The 17798-nt window shown below is 59.1% G+C and carries 16 protein-coding genes; 4 read left to right on the top strand and 12 right to left on the bottom strand.

Going from position 1 to position 17798, the window contains the following annotated elements; translation table 11 throughout:
• Window positions 1–104: 104 nt before the first annotated feature.
• From WCX49_RS02220 to WCX49_RS02205, 4 genes are all read right to left on the bottom strand, one after another.
• Window positions 105–428, bottom strand: a complete 324-nt coding sequence (locus WCX49_RS02220) for a hypothetical protein (RefSeq protein WP_345985949.1) — start codon at window positions 426–428, stop codon at window positions 105–107.
• Between the two features lie 65 nt (window positions 429–493).
• Window positions 494–1351, bottom strand: a complete 858-nt coding sequence (locus WCX49_RS02215) for an ARMT1-like domain-containing protein (RefSeq protein ID WP_345985948.1) — start codon at window positions 1349–1351, stop codon at window positions 494–496.
• Complete coding sequence (gene purE / locus WCX49_RS02210; RefSeq protein ID WP_345985947.1) at window positions 1352–1846, bottom strand: 5-(carboxyamino)imidazole ribonucleotide mutase; 495 nt, start codon at window positions 1844–1846, stop codon at window positions 1352–1354.
• Window positions 1847–1909: 63 nt separating this feature from the next.
• Window positions 1910–3199, bottom strand: a complete 1290-nt coding sequence (locus WCX49_RS02205; protein WP_345985946.1) for a peptidase U32 family protein — start codon at window positions 3197–3199, stop codon at window positions 1910–1912.
• Window positions 3200–3558: 359 nt separating this feature from the next.
• Between WCX49_RS02205 and WCX49_RS02200 the strand changes: the two genes are divergently transcribed.
• The 4 genes from WCX49_RS02200 (at window position 3559) to leuA (ending at window position 8703) form a co-directional block, all read left to right on the top strand.
• Window positions 3559–4338, top strand: coding sequence for a histidinol-phosphatase HisJ family protein (locus WCX49_RS02200; protein ID WP_345985945.1), 780 nt, complete (start codon window positions 3559–3561; stop codon window positions 4336–4338).
• A 126-nt stretch (window positions 4339–4464) separates the two neighbouring features.
• Window positions 4465–5895, top strand: a complete 1431-nt coding sequence (gene glnA, locus WCX49_RS02195) for a type I glutamate--ammonia ligase (protein ID WP_345985944.1) — start codon at window positions 4465–4467, stop codon at window positions 5893–5895.
• 126 nt (window positions 5896–6021) lie between these two features.
• Window positions 6022–6900: a HAMP domain-containing sensor histidine kinase gene (locus WCX49_RS02190; RefSeq protein ID WP_345985943.1), complete on the top strand. Its 879-nt coding sequence runs from the start codon at window positions 6022–6024 to the stop codon at window positions 6898–6900.
• Between the two features lie 132 nt (window positions 6901–7032).
• Window positions 7033–8703, top strand: a complete 1671-nt coding sequence (gene leuA / locus WCX49_RS02185; protein ID WP_345985942.1) for a 2-isopropylmalate synthase — start codon at window positions 7033–7035, stop codon at window positions 8701–8703.
• 345 nt (window positions 8704–9048) lie between these two features.
• On the opposite strand, the gene WCX49_RS02180 is transcribed toward leuA, so the two are convergent.
• The 8 genes from WCX49_RS02180 to alaS are packed head-to-tail and all read right to left on the bottom strand — an operon-like array spanning window position 9049 to window position 17693.
• On the bottom strand, window positions 9049–9522 hold the full coding sequence (locus tag WCX49_RS02180; protein WP_345985941.1) for a hypothetical protein: 474 nt from the start codon (window positions 9520–9522) through the stop codon (window positions 9049–9051).
• Between the two features lie 33 nt (window positions 9523–9555).
• Entirely contained in the window at window positions 9556–11493 is a 1938-nt protein-coding gene (locus tag WCX49_RS02175) for a PBP1A family penicillin-binding protein (RefSeq protein ID WP_345986779.1), read from the bottom strand.
• Between the two features lie 5 nt (window positions 11494–11498).
• Window positions 11499–12194, bottom strand: a complete 696-nt coding sequence (locus WCX49_RS02170) for an ATP-binding cassette domain-containing protein (protein ID WP_345985940.1) — start codon at window positions 12192–12194, stop codon at window positions 11499–11501.
• Window positions 12195–12199: 5 nt separating this feature from the next.
• Window positions 12200–13297, bottom strand: coding sequence for an aminotransferase class I/II-fold pyridoxal phosphate-dependent enzyme (locus WCX49_RS02165; protein WP_345985939.1), 1098 nt, complete (start codon window positions 13295–13297; stop codon window positions 12200–12202).
• A complete protein-coding gene (locus WCX49_RS02160; protein WP_345985938.1) occupies window positions 13294–14046 on the bottom strand; it encodes a M48 family metallopeptidase in 753 nt (250 codons plus the stop codon). Before WCX49_RS02160 ends, WCX49_RS02165 begins: the two co-directional genes overlap by 4 nt.
• The gene (gene maf / locus WCX49_RS02155) at window positions 14043–14606 is read right to left on the bottom strand and encodes a septum formation inhibitor Maf (protein ID WP_345985937.1); all 564 of its coding nucleotides are present in this window, start codon (window positions 14604–14606) and stop codon (window positions 14043–14045) included. The genes WCX49_RS02160 and maf overlap by 4 nt, the downstream gene beginning before the upstream one ends.
• A 4-nt stretch (window positions 14607–14610) precedes the next feature.
• On the bottom strand, window positions 14611–15147 hold the full coding sequence (locus WCX49_RS02150; protein ID WP_345985936.1) for a hypothetical protein: 537 nt from the start codon (window positions 15145–15147) through the stop codon (window positions 14611–14613).
• A complete protein-coding gene (alaS, locus tag WCX49_RS02145; RefSeq protein WP_345985935.1) occupies window positions 15144–17693 on the bottom strand; it encodes an alanine--tRNA ligase in 2550 nt (849 codons plus the stop codon). The genes WCX49_RS02150 and alaS overlap by 4 nt, the downstream gene beginning before the upstream one ends.
• Window positions 17694–17798 lie beyond the last annotated feature (105 nt).

Here is a 17798-nt window from a genome sequence, read left to right as displayed (position 1 = left end):
AATAATACGGGGCAGTTAGTCAGGAGACTTAATCTTGAAGGTTGAGCATGCGAAGAAGCGCAATGCTTCCCCCATCATAGCACAAAAACGGGATCGACCCCGTCTCAGATGGTTTCGATATCGACGATCTCGATACGGTCGCACCCCTTCTTGAGCAGTTTTTTGGCTTTCGCATCCTCTTCGGCGAGGGTCAGTGCATCCATGAAACTCTCTTTGGGGATGGTGACGGTCTGTAGTGCTTTTTTATTTTTGATCGTCAGTGCACCGGGTTCCATGACCACGGCCTCGATATCCCTTTTGCCCTTGGCGTAGGCATTTTTGATAGCCCGTGCCACCGCTTCGTTCTGGAGCAGATCCGCCAACGTCACGCTGATCTCCAGATCGGCGTCGCAGAGTACTATATACTTGATCATCATTTCACCCGTCATGGCAGTCCTTTCATAATGAAACCATACCATAATCGGACGCAGAGGCCCTAAAAACGGGCAAGAGGTCAGACGAGTTTGCAGATAATGCTGCCGATCTCCGCGCCGATGGAACGCGAGACGACGTTGCATTTGACCTTGAGCAGGTAGACGAGGTCGCCGCGCGGTGAGGGGGAGAGGCATTCGTAGTTGCCCATCCCCTTGGTGAGCACCACGTCGCTCTCATCGAAAAGGCGCTGCGCCTCCTCCGACGCGCGCTCGTAGACGAAGCCCGGGGTGTCGACGCCGCTGTCGACGAGGGTCGCGACCTCCGCCAACCCGTCCGCCATCGCCTCGTCGAAGGTGACGTCGTTGATGATCGGCTTGCCGCGGGTCATGTAGGTGATCGCGAGCTGCGGGTAGAGCGCGGCAACGGCCTCGATGGCCAGGGCGTCAAAAAGATGCTCGCCGGCGTTATCGCCGATATAGAGCAGCGTCTTCGCCCCGGCAAGGCGCTCGCGCAATGCATCCACGTCGTCGTGGGCAAAGTGGGTATGGAAGAGCTTGTCGATTTCCGTATCGAGGTCGAAGCTCACCTCCGCGGCCAGGTCGATGACGTTCCCCGCGACGGCGACTTTGACCGCCGTCAGGAAGGGATCTTCGGCCTTGGCGATCTGTCCGCGCAGGAACGGAATGAAGGTTTTCGCTTTTTCGGAGGAGTGGCGCTTGACCTCATCGTAGAGGTCTTTTTTCCCGGCGAGCACGGCCAGGTGCTCGTAGACTTCCCGGGCGACTTCCGGCGGCGACTTGGCAAAATCGAAATCCTTCGACATTGCCAAAACGTCATCGTTGATCTTCTTGCGAAGTGCCGCGTCGGCACCGATCGCGTCCGCTACGCGCAGACTTTGACCGATGATACACTCAACGCAGGCATTTTCGATTTTCATTTACAGCTTCGTCTCGATCTCGAGGGAGTCCATCTCGACTTTTTTCGCCTTGGCGACACGGTCTTCCTGGAGCTTGATGCGCAGGTCCTCGTTCTCAAGGGCCATGATCTGCATCGCGAGATAGGCCGAGTTGATCGCACCCGCTTTGCCGATGGCCACGGTCGCGACCGGCATGCCTGCCGGCATCTGGACGGTAGAGAGGAGCGCGTCGATGCCGCTCAGCGCCGAGGCACTCATCGGTACGCCGATGATCGGTTTGACCGTTTTGGACGCCAGGACGCCCGCAAGGTGCGCCGCCATGCCCGCTGCGGCGATGAAGACCTGGGCCCCCTTCTCTTCCGCTTCGCGGATGTACTCTTTGGTACGTTCCGGCGAACGGTGCGCCGAAGAGATGATCAGCTCATACTGCACGCCGAAAGTTTCCAGCGTATCCGCGCACGACTTCATGACGTCATAGTCACTCTTGGATCCGATAATGATAGAAACGAATTTCATTTCATGCCCTTGTATTTTGGATGCGGAATTATAGCGAATTCACGGCGGGCGTTAGCGGCGCCGCTATACGGGCGGCGACTGGTCGATCCCGTCGGCGGGGATACGCAGGAAGCAGTATTGGGGCAGTCTGCCCGGCAGGGCAATGGGGTTGACGTTGCCGCTGTGCACCGCTTCCCACTCCCGGCCGTTTTCCGCGACGAGCTTGTCAAAACGGACATACCAGCGGCCGTCGCGCTCGTAGATCGAACCGTACTCGTTCGTATAGGGGGAGAGAACGGCGTCGGAAGGCGCAACGATCTCCGCCTCGTCCCCGGGACGGGTCGTGTACTTGCAGAGGAAATGTTCGCCGTCTTCGGTGACCATGCCGCTCACCTGGTGGGTCCCCATCTGCATCGTGAAATCGAGGCTCTGGGTGTCGTGTTTCTCGAAGGGGCGGTTGACGAGGTAGGCGTCGGTAAAACCGCGGTTCTGCATCGTGTTCAGCTCCTCCTGGTAGCGTTCGCTCGGTTCCAGGCCAGCATAGTAGTCATCAATGGCCATGCGGTACGCCTTGGCGGTGATGGCGGCATAGTAGCTTGCCTTCGTCCGCCCCTCGATCTTGAGCGAGTCGACCGCCCCGGCATCGATGATCTCCTTGATGTGCGAGGCGAGGTTGAGATCCTTCGAGTTCATGATATAGGTCCCGATGCCCGGGTCCTCCTCCAGCCGGAACAGCGTCCCCGTCTCCGGGTTCGCCGCGTAGAGCTCATAGGGAAAGCGGCAGTCGTTGGCGCAGCTGCCGCGGTTGGGGACACGGCCGCTCTGCACGGTCGAGATAAGGCAGCGGCCGCTGTAGGCGAAACACATCGAGCCGTGGACGAAGACCTCGAGTTCAAGGTCCGGCAGCTCCGTTTTGATCTGCTTGAGATCCCTGAGCGAGATCTCCCGGGCGGCAATGATGCGGCGCGCCCCCATCTCGTAGTAGACCTTCGCGTCGAGCACGTTCATGACGTTGGCCTGGGTCGAGAGGTGCAGCGGGATCTGCGGCGCGAGTTTGTGCGCCAGCTGCAGGACGCCCGGGGTCGCCACGATAAAGGCGTCGGGTTCCAGCTCCGCCATCGCAAGGATGTGCTTCTCCAGCAGGTTCAGCTGGGAGTTGAAGGGGAAGCCGTTGATGGTCGCGTAGACCTTTTTGCCCCTTTGATGGGCATAGTCGATCCCCTCTTTGAAGCTCTCCATCGTAAATTCTTTGCCCGAACGGATCCGCAGCGAGAAGTGGCTGACCCCGCCGTAGACGGCGTCGGCCCCGAAGTCGATAGCGATCTTGAGTTTCTCCAGGTTGCCCGCCGGGGAGAGTAGTTCAACTTTATGCATTCTTTTTCTTTGAATCTTTTTGCGTATTTTACCCGACCTTCTTGATACGCATCCTATAATGGCATAACTAATGGGCACTTCTAAAAACCCTGTACGGATCTCAGAGGGTTTTTGAAGCGTGAGATTTTCTATGTTTTCGGTGCAGGCCTAGCCGTAGCTAAGTCAAAACGAACACAGAGGAAAGGTCGTGCTTCAAAAGCCCTCCCGCAGGGCGCTGCAGAGAAAAGCCATACTCGGCGTTGCCGCTTTTCGACTTGGCTACGGCCAGGCCTTCAAAACGTCGCCTTGATTATGACTTTTCTCTGCAGCGCTGAGACCGTACAGGGCTTTTAGAGGTGCCCTAATATGGGATTAAAGCTATGAAAATCGACCTGCACAACCATACGACACTCTGCAACCATGCCGAAGGCTCGGTAGACGAATACGTCGCCGCAGCCGTCGCGGCGGGTATCGACGTTTTCGGCTTTTCCGACCACGCCCCGATGGAGTTCGACCCAAAGTACCGCATGAAGTTCGAGGAAATGGAGCACTACCACGCCATGGTCATGGACGCGCGGACGAAGTACGAGGGCAGCATTGACATCCTTTTCGGCTACGAAGTCGACTACCTTGAGGGGCATATGGACGAAAGGGTGCTGGGTGCCGACGTCGACTACCTTATCGGTTCCGTACACTTCCTCGACGATTGGGGCTTCGACAACCCCGAGTTCATCGGCCAGTACGAGCACGAAAACATCGACGTCATCTGGGAACGCTATTTCGGGCAGGTCGAAGCCATGGCACGTAGCGGCCACTTCGACATCGTCGGCCACCTCGACCTCATCAAGGTCTTCAAATTCATGCCCGAACGCGACATCGTCTCCATCGCGGGTCCGGCACTCGATGCCATTGCCGCGGCGGGGATGACGATGGAGATCAACGTCGCGGGCTACCGCAAGCCCGTCGCCGAAGCCTACCCCTCCCCCGAACTGCTCAGGGCCGCCTATGAACGGGGCATTCCCGTCACCTTCGGTTCCGATGCGCATGCGCCGGGGCAGATCGGCCTGTTCAGAGATGAGGCAGAGGCCCTTGCCCGGGAGGCCGGGTATACCGAATGTGTATACTTCCGTAACAGGAAAGCCTACAGTACTGTGCTGTAACACGCTCCCACCTCCCCATTTCCCTACAAAAAGCGACAAATTGCCTAAAATTTGTCCATGCTATTATCTCAAGCGTAAAGGACATTGAGATATACTTACCGCAAATTATCACCACAGGAGAAATCAATGGGAAAATTCGTTAACAGCATTGACGAGTTCTTTAAATACTGTGAAGAGAACGACGTCCAGTTTGTCGACCTCCGTTTCACAGACATCAAAGGCGCATGGCACCACCTCACATACCGCATGAGCGCCGTCAATGAAGGCAACCTGACAAACGGATTCCCGTTCGACGGCTCTTCCATCGAAGCATGGCAGCCGATCAACCGTTCTGACATGCTCCTGAAAGCAGACGTCCCGACGGCTTTCCTCGACCCGTTCACAGCGGACCCGACCATTATCGTCTTCTGTGACGTTTTCGATATCTACAAAGGCGAACTCTACGAAAAATGCCCGCGTTCCATCGCGAAAAAAGCACTCAAACACGCTGAAGAGCTCGGTATCGCCGATGCAGCTTATTTCGGTCCTGAAAACGAATTCTTCATCTTCGACGAAGTCCATTTTGTCGACTCCATCAATGAAGCGGGCTACCGCATCGATACCGAAGAAGGTGAGTGGAACTCCAACACCCGTTTCGAAGAGACCTACAACACAGGTCACCGCCCGGGCACAAAAGGCGGTTACTTCCCGGTAGCGCCGACAGACTCCATGGTCGACCTCCGTGCCGAAATGATGATGGTCCTCGAGCAGGTCGGTCTTGAAGTCGTTCTGGGTCACCACGAAGTCGCACAGGGCCAGGGCGAGATCGGTATCGTCTTCTCTGACATCATCGGTGCAGCGGACAACGTCCAGAAGTACAAATACGTCGTCAAAATGGTCGCACACCTCAACGGCAAAACAGCAACGTTCATGCCGAAGCCGCTCTTCGGTGACAACGGTAACGGTATGCACACGCACCAGTCCCTGTGGAAAGACGGTAAAAACCTCTTCTACAAAGAGGGTAACTACGGTAACCTCTCCGAGATGGCGCTCAACTACATCGGCGGTATCTTCAAACACGCTAAAGCGGTTGCGGCGTTCACCAACGCATCTACCAACTCCTACAAGCGTCTTATCCCGGGCTTCGAAGCACCGAGCATCCTGACGTTCTCCAGCCAGAACCGCTCCGCTTCCTGCCGTATCCCGTACGGTGCGGGTGAAAAAGCGACACGTATCGAAATGCGCTTCCCGGACTCCACAGCGTGTCCGTACCTCGCTTTCGCTGTCATGATGATGGCCGGCCTCGACGGTATCAAAAACGCTGACGTTCCGGTCGGTCCGATGGACGAAGACCTCTTCGAACTCACCCTCGACGAGATCCGTGCAAAAGGTATCCCGCAAATGCCGCATACCCTTCGCGAAGCGCTGGAAGGTCTCATCGCAGACAACGACTTCCTCAAGCCGGTCTTCACGGAAGAGTTCGTCGAAGCATACCAGCACTACAAGTTTGAACGTGACGTATGGCCGGACGAAGGTCGCCCGACTGCCTACGAATTCAAAACCACTTACATGTGCTAATTCCTACCCCCGTTACGGGGGTAAACTCCTCTTGTTTTTTTCCGCTAAAATCAGCCCCGCTTTATCCTTCTTTCGCTATAAATAAAACATATATTCAGAACATTTTCGAATCAGAGACAGGAACGAGTGAAACCGCCAAAGACCCAGACACTAATCGACGATATCCTAACCCTGTCAAAACAGTGTGACAACGGATTGCGCGAAAAGATCGAGCTCCTGATCGAAAGCTATACGACCGAAGGGTCTGCGCGCGAACAGATGCTGGAATCACGGGTCATCGAAGAGATCAACAAGCGGTTGGAACGTGAAAAGGTCCTGCAGAACCAGGCGAAGATGGCGGCCATGGGCGAGATGATGGATGCCGTCGCACACCAGTGGAAACAGCCCCTCAACGCGCTCTCCATGTACGGCGACCTGCTGAAGATGGATTTCGAGGCCGGGGACGTCACGCTGGAGTACATCGAAAAGTTCGTCGAGGACATCCAGGAACAGATCACCCACATGGTCTCGACGCTGAGCGAGTTCCGCACCTTCTTCCGCCCGGACAAGGAGAGCGGCCCCTTCGGCCTCAAACGCTGTACCCAATCGGTCCTGCTGCTGGTCCACGACGAGATGCTGCGTAATAACATCGCCGTCACCGTCGAAGAGGGGCGCGAAGTCATCGTCTCCGGGATCGAAAACGAGTTCAAACACCTGCTGCTCAACCTCCTTGCCAACGCCAAAGACGCCTTTATCGAACGCGAGAGCCAGGCGCGCGAGATCCTCATCCGCTTTTACAAAAAAGGGGCGCATATCTACATCGAGGTGGAGGACAGCGCCGGCGGGATCGACCCGGAGCTGCTCGACGAAATCTTCAAGCCCAACTTCACGACCAAACGCGACGACAAAGGAACCGGAATAGGCCTCTATATGAGCACCCAGATCGCCCAGAAGATGCAGGGTTCTCTTACCGTTGAAAACGCAGCCCGAGGGGCCCTTTTCCGCCTCGAACTCCCCCTCCCCTGACCCGCTGAAACTTTTAGCGGACTGAACAGACGCCCCCGTCCGGCACCCCAAAACCGTACCCGGTGACAGTTTTGCTATAATTGCGCACGATTTCTAGCAGGAGATCGACTATTTTAGTTCAAGGAGGAGCATATGAAAAATGCTCACAGCGGTAAATACCGCCCGTACCCCAAGATTGATTTGCCACAACGCCAGTGGCCGGACAACACCATCGACAAAGCACCGCTCTGGTGCAGCGTCGACTTGCGCGACGGCAACCAGGCGCTGGTGACTCCGATGAATCTGGATCAGAAACTTGAACTCTTCGACCTCCTGCTCAAACTCGGTTTCAAGCACATCGAGGTGGGCTTCCCCTCTGCGTCCAAGGTCGAATTCGACTTTCTGCGCACCCTGGTCGAGAGAGGCCTGATCCCGGACGACGTGACCATCCAGGTCCTGGTCCAGGCGCGTGAGCACCTGATCGACAAAACCTTCGAGGCGCTCCAGGGCGTCAAGAAGGCGATCGTGCACCTGTACAACTCGACGTCGACGGCACAGCGCAAGATCGTCTTCAAAAAAGAGCAGGACGACATCACCGCACTGGCGCTCGAAGGCGTCGATATGGTCAAGAGCCGTGCGGCGTCGTTTGAAGGCGAGATCACCCTGGAATATTCGCCGGAGAGCTTTACCGGGACCGAGATGGAGTTTGCCGCACAGATCTGTAACGCCGTAACGGCACGCTGGGGCATCAGCGCCGAGCGCCCGGTGATCATCAACCTGCCGGCGACGGTGGAGATGGCGACGCCGAACATCTATGCCGACCAGATCGAGTGGATGAGCCGCCACCTGGACAACCGGGAGCACATCCTCATCTCGACGCATACGCACAACGACCGCGGCACCTCAGTCGCGGCGACCGAGCTGGCGCTGCTGGCGGGAGCGGACCGCGTGGAGGGGACCCTGCTCAGCAACGGCGAACGGACCGGGAACGTCGACATTATCACGCTGGCGCTGAACATGTATACCCAGGGCGTCGACCCCGGGCTCGATTTCGGCGACGTCAACACCGTCGTCGATGTCGTCGAGCGCTGTACCGACATCGAGACCCATGTCCGCCACCCCTACGTGGGCGAACTGGTCTATACGGCCTTTTCCGGCTCCCACCAGGATGCCATCAACAAAGGACTGGCCTACCAGCGTGCGAAAAGCGAGCCATTCTGGGAGGTCCCCTACCTGCCGATCGACCCGGCCGACGTCGGCCGGACGTATGAGAGCATCATCCGTATCAATTCGCAGTCGGGCAAAGGGGGTGTCGCCTATATCCTCGAGGATAAATTCGGCTACCAGGTTCCCAAGAAGATGCACCCGGAGATCGGGCGCATCGTTCAGGGCGTCACGGATGTCGAAGGGCGCGAACTGACGGCAGAGGAGATCCTGGGGATCTTCGAAAAGACCTATTTCGAGGTACCGCAATACATCGAGTTCATCGATATGGCTGTCAACTCGGAGACGTCGAAAAGCGGGATCGTCACCGTCAAGCTGACCTACCGCTATGAGGGCGAAGAGATTACGAGCACGGGACAGGGCAACGGGCCTATTGACGCCTGTCGGAAGGCGCTGGCCGAGAAGTTCCCGCACGCCTTCGTACTGCGCTCCTATGCCGAGCACTCCTGCGGGGAGCAGTCCTCGGCCAAGGCCGTCGCCTACATCGAGATCGAGACGGAGGATTTCGGCTCCTTCTTCGGTGTCGGACGCGACAACGACATTACCATCGCCGGCGTTATGGCGATGTTCAGCGCCCTGAACCGGGCGTATCATTCCTAATACACGTGATACGGAGTAAAACCCCGTATCACTACGCTGGCCGCTGTGGCGCATGTAGCACAGCGGAATTCCGAAGCAATGCGAGGACAAAAGTACAACGCTGCTTTCGGCAGCGTCATCATCATGCATCAAATGCAAAGCCCCGTCTCGCTACGCTCAGCCGCTATGGCACATGTAGCGCAGTGGAATTCCGCAGCAATGCGAGGACAAAAGCACACCGCTGTTTCCGACAGTGGCGTTATGTCCATTAAACCCCATATAGCTATTGACATCGTCAACACAGTTTTTCCCACTCAACAGTCTATTCTTTCCCTCTACCCGCTACTTTCCTCGTAGCCGTAAAGTCTAGAAACTGATGGCGGCGGTAAGTTCCGGGTAACCGCGTCTTACCGTATCGCCGTTACTGCGGCTGTACCACTCCTCGGCCCATCCTGCCGACAGGTAAACGCGTCCTTCGGCGTAGGCGATCCCGGCCCGTGCGCCGAGGGTTTCGTAATCGTCATAGTCGCCGCTGATGAAAGTGTGCCGGTAAAAGCCACCGGCATAAGGTCGAAGCGTAGCGCTAAGCGGGAGGAAATAGGTGACAGGGAGGTCGACCTCGTTCATCGCGGGTGTCCCGCCGAACCAGCCGCGGTAGCCCACGCCGACAGCGAGACCGTTCATGGCAAAATAGTTCGCACTGATGCCCACGATCGTATAGGTATTGTCAAAGCCGCTGCCACTGCCCACCGTCACTGCCACACTCTTCGACCCGCGATCAAAAACCCCCGCCTGGAGCAGGAGCGCCGTCGCCATAATGCCAAGGGTGATCTTTTTCATAGGGACTCCTTGGGGCCATTGTAGCACAGGCGTTTAGAAGAGCAGACCGTCCTCGGCTTCGGAAGGCATCTTCTCCACCGGCGGCGGGGAGGCCTTGGTAAAGAACTCCTCGGCACCGTTGCGTTCAACCTTCGTCACCCCCTCGGGCATCTCGAATTTGCGTTGAACCTGCGGGAAGAGGTGCAGGAGCTGGGTATAGTATTTCCGGAATGCCGGGGCCGCCGCACGGCCCCCCGTCTCTTTTTTCGGCAGCGGCGTATTGTCGTCGTTCCCGAACCAGACGATAGTCTCGACGCTCGGCGAATAGCCGGCGAACCAGGCATCGATGGAGTTGTTCGTCGTTCCCGTCTTCCCGGCGGTCTCGATGCCGCCCACGGCCGAAGCACGCCCCGTGCCCCGCAGTACGACGTCACGCAGGATCGTCGTCATCAGGAACGCCTGGGCCGGACTCGTAATCTCGCGCCGCTTCGGCAGCGCATCGTAGTGTGAGCCGTGTTTGTCGATGCTCGTGATGAGGAAGGGTTCACTCTGGACCCCGCCCGCGGCAAAGGAGCTGTAGGCCCCGGCCAGTTCGACCGGTGAGAGGGTGATACTGCCCAGGGCCAGTGAGAGGTCCTTCGGCAGGCCGGCGAACTGATAGCGTGAGAGCTCGCGGTAGATACGCGACAGCCCGATATCCGTCACCAGGTTGATGGTTGCGAGGTTGCGCGAATGCACCAGTGCTTCGCGCAGGGTGATCAGCCCTTTGTAGTCGCGTTCATAGTTCTTGGGTTGCCACTTCTTCTCGCTCCCCTCCGTCTCATAGTCGTAGGTACGTGCGATATCGACGAGCTCCGTCGCCGGCGAGTACCCCAGGTCAAGCGCCACCTGGTAGATGAAGGGTTTGAAGGCCGACCCCGGCTGGCGGCGGGCCTGCGTTGCCCGGTTGAAGGCGCTCTTGGTGTAATCCACCCCGCCCACCAGCGCGAGGATTTCGCCCGTGACCGGGTCGATACTGACCAGTGCGCCGTTGAGCTGTTCGAACTGGCTCGCGTTGGCGTCCTTGTCGCGCTCCAGTGCGCGGTTGATGATCCCCTCGTAAGCGTATGAGAGGGCCGACTGCCCCGCCCCCTGCAGCCGCAGATCCACGGTCGTATTGATCGTGTACCCTCCCGTCCGGATATCGGGGTAGAGTACCTCCGCACGCCGCAGGACCTCGTCCGTGACATAAGGCGCCTGATTCTGCGTCAGGGTTTCGTCAAACACTTCCGGACGCTCCTGCATCGCCGTGTTGTACGTTTCGTCATCCACCCATCCCAAGTCATGCATACGCGCAATGACGCGGTTCGCCCGTCCCAGGGAGAGTTCGTAGTTGCGGGTCGGCGCATAAAAAGAGGGGGCCTTCGGCAGGCCGACGAGCACGGCGGTCTCTTTGAGCGTCAGGCGGTTCAGCGGTTTGTGGAAATAGCCCATCGCCGCCGTTTTGATGCCGTAGTAGCCGTGCCCGAGGTAGATGGCGTTGAGGTAGCGCTCCAGGATCTCCTCTTTGCTCAGCTCCGTTTCGAGTTTCAGCGAGAAGATCAACTCCTTGAGCTTGCGCGAAAACTTCTTCTCCCGTGTCAGGAGGGTGTTTTTGACGAGCTGCTGGGTGATCGTACTGGCCCCTTCCACCAGTTTTCCGGCTTTGATATCCTTGATGATCGCACGGAAAATGGCATCGACATTGACACCGCGGTGCTCGAAGAAGGTCGTATCCTCGATGGCAAGGAGCGCTTCGATCACCTGCGGCGGAATCTCGTCGAACGTTGCGAACGCGCGGTTCTCCTTGTCGAAGATATTGGCGATCTTCTCGCCGTTGCGGTCAAAGATATAGGTGGTCAGCGGCGGATTGTAGCGGACCAGTTTGCGGGTCTCATGCCCGTACTGCGCCACGAAGTAACCGACGAAAAGGAACAGGGCGACCACACCGGCCAGGCCTCCCCACAGCAGCATTTTTTTCACGTTCTAAACTCCCTTCCGGCGAAACTTGATTCGATCAGTGTACGCGTATACGCATGTTGGGGCGACGCCATCACCTGTGCCATCGCACCCTGTTCCACGACAGCCCCCTCGCGGATGACGCATACCTCGTTGCAGAGCGCGCGGGCCGAGACGATGTCGTGGGTAACGAAGAGCATGCTGAAGCCCATCTGTGTCTGCAGCTCCCGCAGCAGTGCGATGATGACACGCCGCGTCTCAGGGTCAAGGGCCGTTGTCGGCTCGTCGAGCAGCAGCAGTTTGGGTGCATGCGACAGGGCAATGGCGATCACGGCGCGCTGCAGCTGGCCGCCGGAGAGCTCCGGCGGGAACCGGTCCAGCAGGGCCGCATCCAGCCCCACCCGGGCCATCAGCGTTTCCGCCTCCCCCCGGGTCACCCCGTCAAAATGGCGCCCCACCCGTGTCAGAGGGGAGAGGGCCGTAAAGGGGTTCTGGGGCACAAAAGCGACGGTCTCGCCGCGGCGAAGCTCAAAGGGGGCTTCCAGCTCGATCGTCGGCGTCATCGCAGACGGGAGCATCCCCAGCAATGCCTTAAGCGTCAGGCTTTTCCCGCTGCCGCTCTGCCCCACCAGGGCCAGCGCACTCTCAATGCCGAAGGCAATGTCCACCAGCGTACTGCCGTCAAAATCGATCCGTAAACGTTTGACCTGAATCATCGCGCCTATTTTACCCAAGCGGCGACAATCTCGCAACCGCGCCGCAGCTGTGCCTCGTCGACCCCAAGACGTCCGATGAGCCGGACGATCGCCCGCTCCACCGTCGGCTGGCGGATGGCACCTACGAGTATCCCCTCTTCCAGCAGCGCCGCCTGGACCGCCATCACCTTCCGGTTGTCGCCGACGGGAACGGCCGCGATAAGGCCGTCGGCATTGATCCCGAGCACGGTGTTCATCATCGCACGGCGCGTTTCGACCTGGGCATGCAGTTCCCCGGCATGTTCCAGGATATGGCGCAGCGACGCATGGGCCAGGGCCGTGTCGAAGAGGGAGGGCGCCGTTGCATAGATGACGGGTTTGGCCCGGTTGAGCAGATAATCCGTGATGTGGCGTGAGGCGAGCACGTAGGCGCCGAAACTGCCGTAAGCCTTCCCCAGCGTTCCCATCTTGAGGTGGTTGGGCTTCGGCGTGATGCCGTAGAGATCGAAAACCCCGAGCAGCCTCGACCCGACGACCCCGCTGCTGTGCGCCTCATCCACGATCAGCAGGGCGTCGTGCCGCTCGGCGATGTCGAAGATCTCGCGTGCCATCAGGTCCCCGTCCATCGAGTAGATGCCCTCGACGGCGATGATGCGGCGGCGGGCATCGGAAGCGGCCAGTTTCTCCTCCAGCTCCCGGGTGTCGTTGTGCCCGAAATAGGTCACCTTCCCCTCGACGAGTTTGGCGGCCAGCACCCCGCTGGCATGGTACTTCGCATCTATAAAGAGCTCATCGCCGCGGCGCACCAGGGCCTCGATCATCGCAAGGTTCGCGTTGAACCCGCTGCCCATGACGATCCCCGCTTCAAACCCGTTGGCCTCACAGAGTGCATCTTCGAACTCCCGGTGGATCGCGTGGTAGCCGTTGACGAGCATCGAAGCCTTGGGGGCGTGCACCCTCTCCCCGCGAAGCCGCGCAACGGCGGCGTCAAAGAGCTTCGGTTTCTCCGCCAGCCCCAGGTAGTCGTTTGAGGCGAGGTCGACCGTCTCCGCACCGAACACGCGGCGCGTTCTGAAACGGCCGGCGTGCCGGAGTGCGGCCAGCTCTTTGTCGTAATAGTTCATCGCTGTTCCGGGAGGCTCTTCACAAAAGCCCTGATCGCATCGATACGCGATTGGTCCGACGGGTGGGTCGAGAGAAACTCCGGCGCTTTCTTGCCTCCGGAGGCCTCTTTCATCTTCTGCCAGAACGCCACCGCCTGGTTCGGATCGAAGCCCGCTTTCCACATCAGGTAGATGCCGATCTGGTCCGCCTCGGATTCATGTTTCCGACTATAGGGCAGCAGCACCCCCAGCTGCGTAGAGAGCCCGTAGGCCTGGCTGTAAAGCCCCTGGTACTCCGCGGGCACCCCGATGGCCGCGCCGAGCAGCTGGCCGCCTGTATTGCTGACCATCTGCATCGACATCCGCTCCGCGCCGTGGCGCGCGAGGGCATGGGCGATCTCATGCCCCATTACCGTTGCGATCTGGTCGTCGTTCGCCGTCAGTTTGATGAGGCCCGTGTAGAAGTAGACCTTCCCGCCGGGGAGACAGAAGGCGTTGAGGGTGTCGGATTCGATGACGTTGAACTCCCACTGGAAATCGTCCCTGCCGCTTACCGCGGCGATCCGTTGCCCGATACGGCGGATACGTTCCGTCAGGGCTTTGTCCGTTGAGAGCTTGGCACTCTGTTTGAGCTTTTCGGACTCGCTGAGCCCCAGCGAGACCTCCTGTTCGTTGGAGATCAGGATCAGCTGGGAACGCCCCGTCACGGGGGTTTTGGCACAGCCGGCGATCATCAGTATCAGCATCAATGCGGCAGCAAGTCGTTTCATAAGCCCTCCAGGAATGGTTTTAGGGCCTCGACGTTGAGCCCCATCGCCGTGCTTTCGTTTCCGCGAACGCTGCGGATATAGGGTTTGCAGAAGCCTTCGACCATGCAGCCCCCGGCTTTGCCCCGCCACTCCCCGGAGTCAAGGTAGCGCTCCAGGTCCTCGGGGTCGAAAGGGGCGAAGAGGTAGTCTGTCGCAGAGATGTCAATAAGCTTCAGGCGGGGGGAGTGGTAGATCATGCAGGTGATGATGGAGGTGACGTTCCCGCTCTGCGTCATCAGGATATTGCGCGCGTCGTCAAGGCAGCGCGCCTTGCGGAGGATCTGCCCCTGCGAGGTGACGACGGAGTCGGCGACGAGGAGCGGGTGTTCCTCCATGCCGAAGGTCCGCATCCCCTCCTCGTACTTGCCCACCGTCGCCTGGTAGACGAAGTTTTTCGGCGAAGAGGCGACGATCTTCTCCTCGTCGTAATCCACCGGGGTCTGGATAAAATCGATCCCGGCCTGCGCTAACAGCAGGGCCCGGCTTTGCGAGGCGGAGGCGAGGCGGAGGGGTGCGGCCATGACCTTACGCGTGCGAGTAGCGCAGCGTGACTCCCAGGTAAATGGCGATGACGCCGAGGATGATGTTCAGCGGGACCATGTATTTTCCGATCAGCCCCAGCAGCCCTTTGGCCGCGGCGAAATCGCCGGCATCGATCTTTTTCTGCGCCTTGTTACGGCGGAGGATCATGGCACCGAGGTTGAGGGCCATAATGAGCCAGATCGCCTCTTTGACATGCACGAGCTGGTAGGTCGCAAACGCCGCTTCGTCAATGACGTTGCCGTTCGCATCCACCGACGCGGCCCGGAAGCCCCAGCCTACTGCCATCAGGACGGCCGTGATGATCAGGATGACGACGAAGGGACTGACAATAGCGAAGAGGCGCTTTAACGCCTGTGCGGTACGCGCCAGGCGCAGCGGCGGCTCCAGCTCCATGAAAGAGTGGTGCGCTGCAAAACGCATGGCGATCATCCCGCCGACCCAGACGACGGCGCTGAGCACGTGCAGGAAGACGATCAGGGTGCTGTACTCCCAGAAGAAGGTAACCATGGCCTCTTTCATGACAACGCCTCCGTAATGTAAGCTTTGGAGGCTTCAAGCGCCTCGGGCAATTTGGAGGCATCTTTGCCGCCGGCCTGGGCGAAGTCCGGACGTCCGCCCCCGCCGCCGCCGAGAATCGGTGCAATGGCTTTGATCCAGTCGCCGGCTTTCGCCGATGCGTTCTTGATACCGGCGGCGATCATCACCTTGTCACCTTTGACCTGGAACAGCATAGCTGCGACACTCTCGTTCATGTTCTTGAGCTCGTCGATACGCCCTTTGACGTCGCCGCTCTTGATCTCTTCGACGAAGACGCTGACACCGTTGATCGTTTCGGCGGCCAGGGACTCCTTTGCGGCGTTCTGGGCGTCTTGGAGTTCCACTTTGAGCGCAGTGATCTGCTCTTTGAGGCGTTCGACACCGGCAAGCACGTCGCGGTTCTTGACCGCGGCTTCCGCTTCGCCGATCAGGTGGCGCTGCTGCTTGAAGTAGTCATACGCCGCTTTGGAACAGACTGCCTCGATCCGGCGGACGCCGGCACTGACACCGCTCTCTTTGGTAATGACAAACATCCCGATCTCGCTCGTGCTGCCGACATGGGTCCCGCCGCAGAATTCGATGGAGGCGTCGCCGAAACGGACAACGCGGACACGGTCGCCGTACTTCTCGCCGAACTGTGCTTTCGCGCCGCTCTGCTTAGCCGCTTCAATATCCATCTCCTCCGTCGCATTCGAGAGGCCGCGCTGTACGACGAGGTTCACGCGCTCTTCGACGGCCGCGATCTCCGCGGCGGTCATCGCCTTGGGGTGGGAGAAGTCGAAGCGCAGACGGTCGGCTTCGACGAGGGAGCCCGCCTGGGAAATATGTTCGCCCAGCTCTTCGTAAAGGGCGGCGTGCAGCAGGTGCGTCGCCGAGTGGTGGCGTTCGATCTCCCGGCGCGCTTCGTCGACGACCGCGGTGACGCTGTCTCCGACGTTGATCGTCGCCGTGGCACGGATCTTGGAGAGGTTGAGGCCGAAGAACTTCTTCGTCTCCAGGACCTCTGCGACCCCTTCAAGCAGGCCGGTATCGCCCGTCTGTCCGCCGCTTTCGGCATAGAAAGGCGTCTCATCGAGCAGCACCCACCCTTCGTGGCGCGCATGCAGACTCTCCTCGCGGCCGAAACCGTCGCTCAGCAGCGCCAGGACCTTCGACGTTGCCTTCATGGCCCCGTAGCCGACGAAAGCGTTCTCGCCGAACTGTTCCAGGAGTGCTTTGAAGTCCCCTTCAACGTGGGCGTCACCGCTGCCTTTCCAGGCCGCTTTGGCGCGTGCGCGCTGTTCGGTCATCAGGCGTTCGAAGGTCGCCGTATCGAGGCCGAGCCCTTTTTCGCGCAGCATGTCCTCGGTGAGGTCAAGCGGGAAGCCGAAGGTGTCGTAGAGTTTGAAGGCGGTCTCGCCGCTGAAGACATCCTTTGTATTCTTGAGCTCTTCGCTGAAGAGGGCGATCCCGTCCTCGATCGTTTTGAAGAAGCGCTCCTCCTCGAGCATGATCTGCTCCTTGACGACGGGTGCTTTCTCCGCCAGGTAGGGGTACTGGTGCCCCATCAGCTCTACGACCGTATCGACGATCTCGTGCATAAAGGGTTTGCTGAAGCCCAGCAGGTAGCCGTGGCGCACCGCGCGGCGGAGGATGCGGCGCAGGACGTAGCCGCGCCCCTCATTGGAGAAGTTTGTCCCCTGTGAGAGCAGGAAGGTGACGGTACGGATATGGTCGGCGATGACGCGGTAGCTCGCACCGCCGGCGTAGTCATACGGCTTGCCGATGAGCGCTTCGACCTTGTTGATGATCGGCATGAAGAGGGAGGAGTCGTAGTTGCTGAACTTCCCTTCTTTAACGGCGACGACGCGCTCGAGCCCCATGCCCGTATCGATGGAGGGCTTGGGCAGCGGGTTAAGTTCGCCCTTCGCGTTGCGTTCATACTGCATGAAGACGAGGTTCCAGATCTCCAAGAAACGGTCGCCGTCGCCGCCCATGTAGTCCTCGGGGCCGTTGAAGTGCTCCGCACCCTGGTCGATAAAGATCTCGGAACAGGGACCGCAGGGGCCCGTGTCGCCCATCTGCCAGAAGTTGTCTTTGTCCCCCAGGCGGATGATGCGGTCGGCCGCAATGTGTTTCTTCCAGATCGCCTCGGCCTCGTCGTCGCTTTCGTGTACCGTGACCCAGAGTTTCTCCACCGGCAGTGCGAGCACCTCGGTGACGAACTCCCACGCGTAGGCGATCGCTTCCTCTTTGAAATAGTCGCCGAAGCTGAAGTTGCCCAGCATCTCGAAGAAAGTGTGGTGGCGGGCCGTGTGGCCGACGTTTTCCAGGTCGTTGTGCTTCCCGCCGGCGCGGACACAGGTCTGGCACGACGTGGCACGGGGGTTTTCGGGTACCGGCACCTCGCCGGTAAAGATCGTTTTGAACGGGACCATCCCCGCATTGTTGAACAGCAGCGTGGCATCGTCGGGCACGAGCGGCGCGCTCGCCACCGGTGTGTGCCCCTTGGATTCAAAAAACTTCAGATAGGCTTCGCGTACATCCATACTCTCATCACTTTGTGCGGCAGCTCACCGCGTAAAATATGCGCGATTATAGCAAAGCGGGGATTAAGCGTACCTCTAACGACCGGGAAGCGGTCATGCAGCGCA

This window comes from Sulfurimonas sp. HSL-1656 (assembly GCF_039645585.1).
GTDB classification, from domain to species: domain Bacteria; phylum Campylobacterota; class Campylobacteria; order Campylobacterales; family Sulfurimonadaceae; genus Thiomicrolovo; species Thiomicrolovo subterrani.
This window is presented reverse-complemented; position numbering and strand designations above follow the sequence as displayed.

What these genes read in the sequence shown, in the direction of transcription:
- purE (WP_345985947.1), bottom strand. Translation starts at nt 1,846, where the DNA reads ATGAAATTCGTTTCTATCATTATCGGATCCAAGAGTGACTATGACGTC.
- glnA (WP_345985944.1), top strand. Translation starts at nt 4,465, where the DNA reads ATGGGAAAATTCGTTAACAGCATTGACGAGTTCTTTAAATACTGTGAA.
- WCX49_RS02150 (WP_345985936.1), bottom strand. Translation starts at nt 15,147, where the DNA reads ATGAAAGAGGCCATGGTTACCTTCTTCTGGGAGTACAGCACCCTGATC.
- WCX49_RS02200 (WP_345985945.1), top strand. Translation starts at nt 3,559, where the DNA reads ATGAAAATCGACCTGCACAACCATACGACACTCTGCAACCATGCCGAA.
- WCX49_RS02170 (WP_345985940.1), bottom strand. Translation starts at nt 12,194, where the DNA reads ATGATTCAGGTCAAACGTTTACGGATCGATTTTGACGGCAGTACGCTG.
- WCX49_RS02180 (WP_345985941.1), bottom strand. Translation starts at nt 9,522, where the DNA reads ATGAAAAAGATCACCCTTGGCATTATGGCGACGGCGCTCCTGCTCCAG.
- maf (WP_345985937.1), bottom strand. Translation starts at nt 14,606, where the DNA reads ATGGCCGCACCCCTCCGCCTCGCCTCCGCCTCGCAAAGCCGGGCCCTG.
- leuA (WP_345985942.1), top strand. Translation starts at nt 7,033, where the DNA reads ATGAAAAATGCTCACAGCGGTAAATACCGCCCGTACCCCAAGATTGAT.
- WCX49_RS02205 (WP_345985946.1), bottom strand. Translation starts at nt 3,199, where the DNA reads ATGCATAAAGTTGAACTACTCTCCCCGGCGGGCAACCTGGAGAAACTC.
- WCX49_RS02165 (WP_345985939.1), bottom strand. Translation starts at nt 13,297, where the DNA reads ATGAACTATTACGACAAAGAGCTGGCCGCACTCCGGCACGCCGGCCGT.
- alaS (WP_345985935.1), bottom strand. Translation starts at nt 17,693, where the DNA reads ATGGATGTACGCGAAGCCTATCTGAAGTTTTTTGAATCCAAGGGGCAC.
- WCX49_RS02160 (WP_345985938.1), bottom strand. Translation starts at nt 14,046, where the DNA reads ATGAAACGACTTGCTGCCGCATTGATGCTGATACTGATGATCGCCGGC.
- WCX49_RS02175 (WP_345986779.1), bottom strand. Translation starts at nt 11,493, where the DNA reads ATGCTGCTGTGGGGAGGCCTGGCCGGTGTGGTCGCCCTGTTCCTTTTC.
- WCX49_RS02220 (WP_345985949.1), bottom strand. Translation starts at nt 428, where the DNA reads ATGACGGGTGAAATGATGATCAAGTATATAGTACTCTGCGACGCCGAT.
- WCX49_RS02215 (WP_345985948.1), bottom strand. Translation starts at nt 1,351, where the DNA reads ATGAAAATCGAAAATGCCTGCGTTGAGTGTATCATCGGTCAAAGTCTG.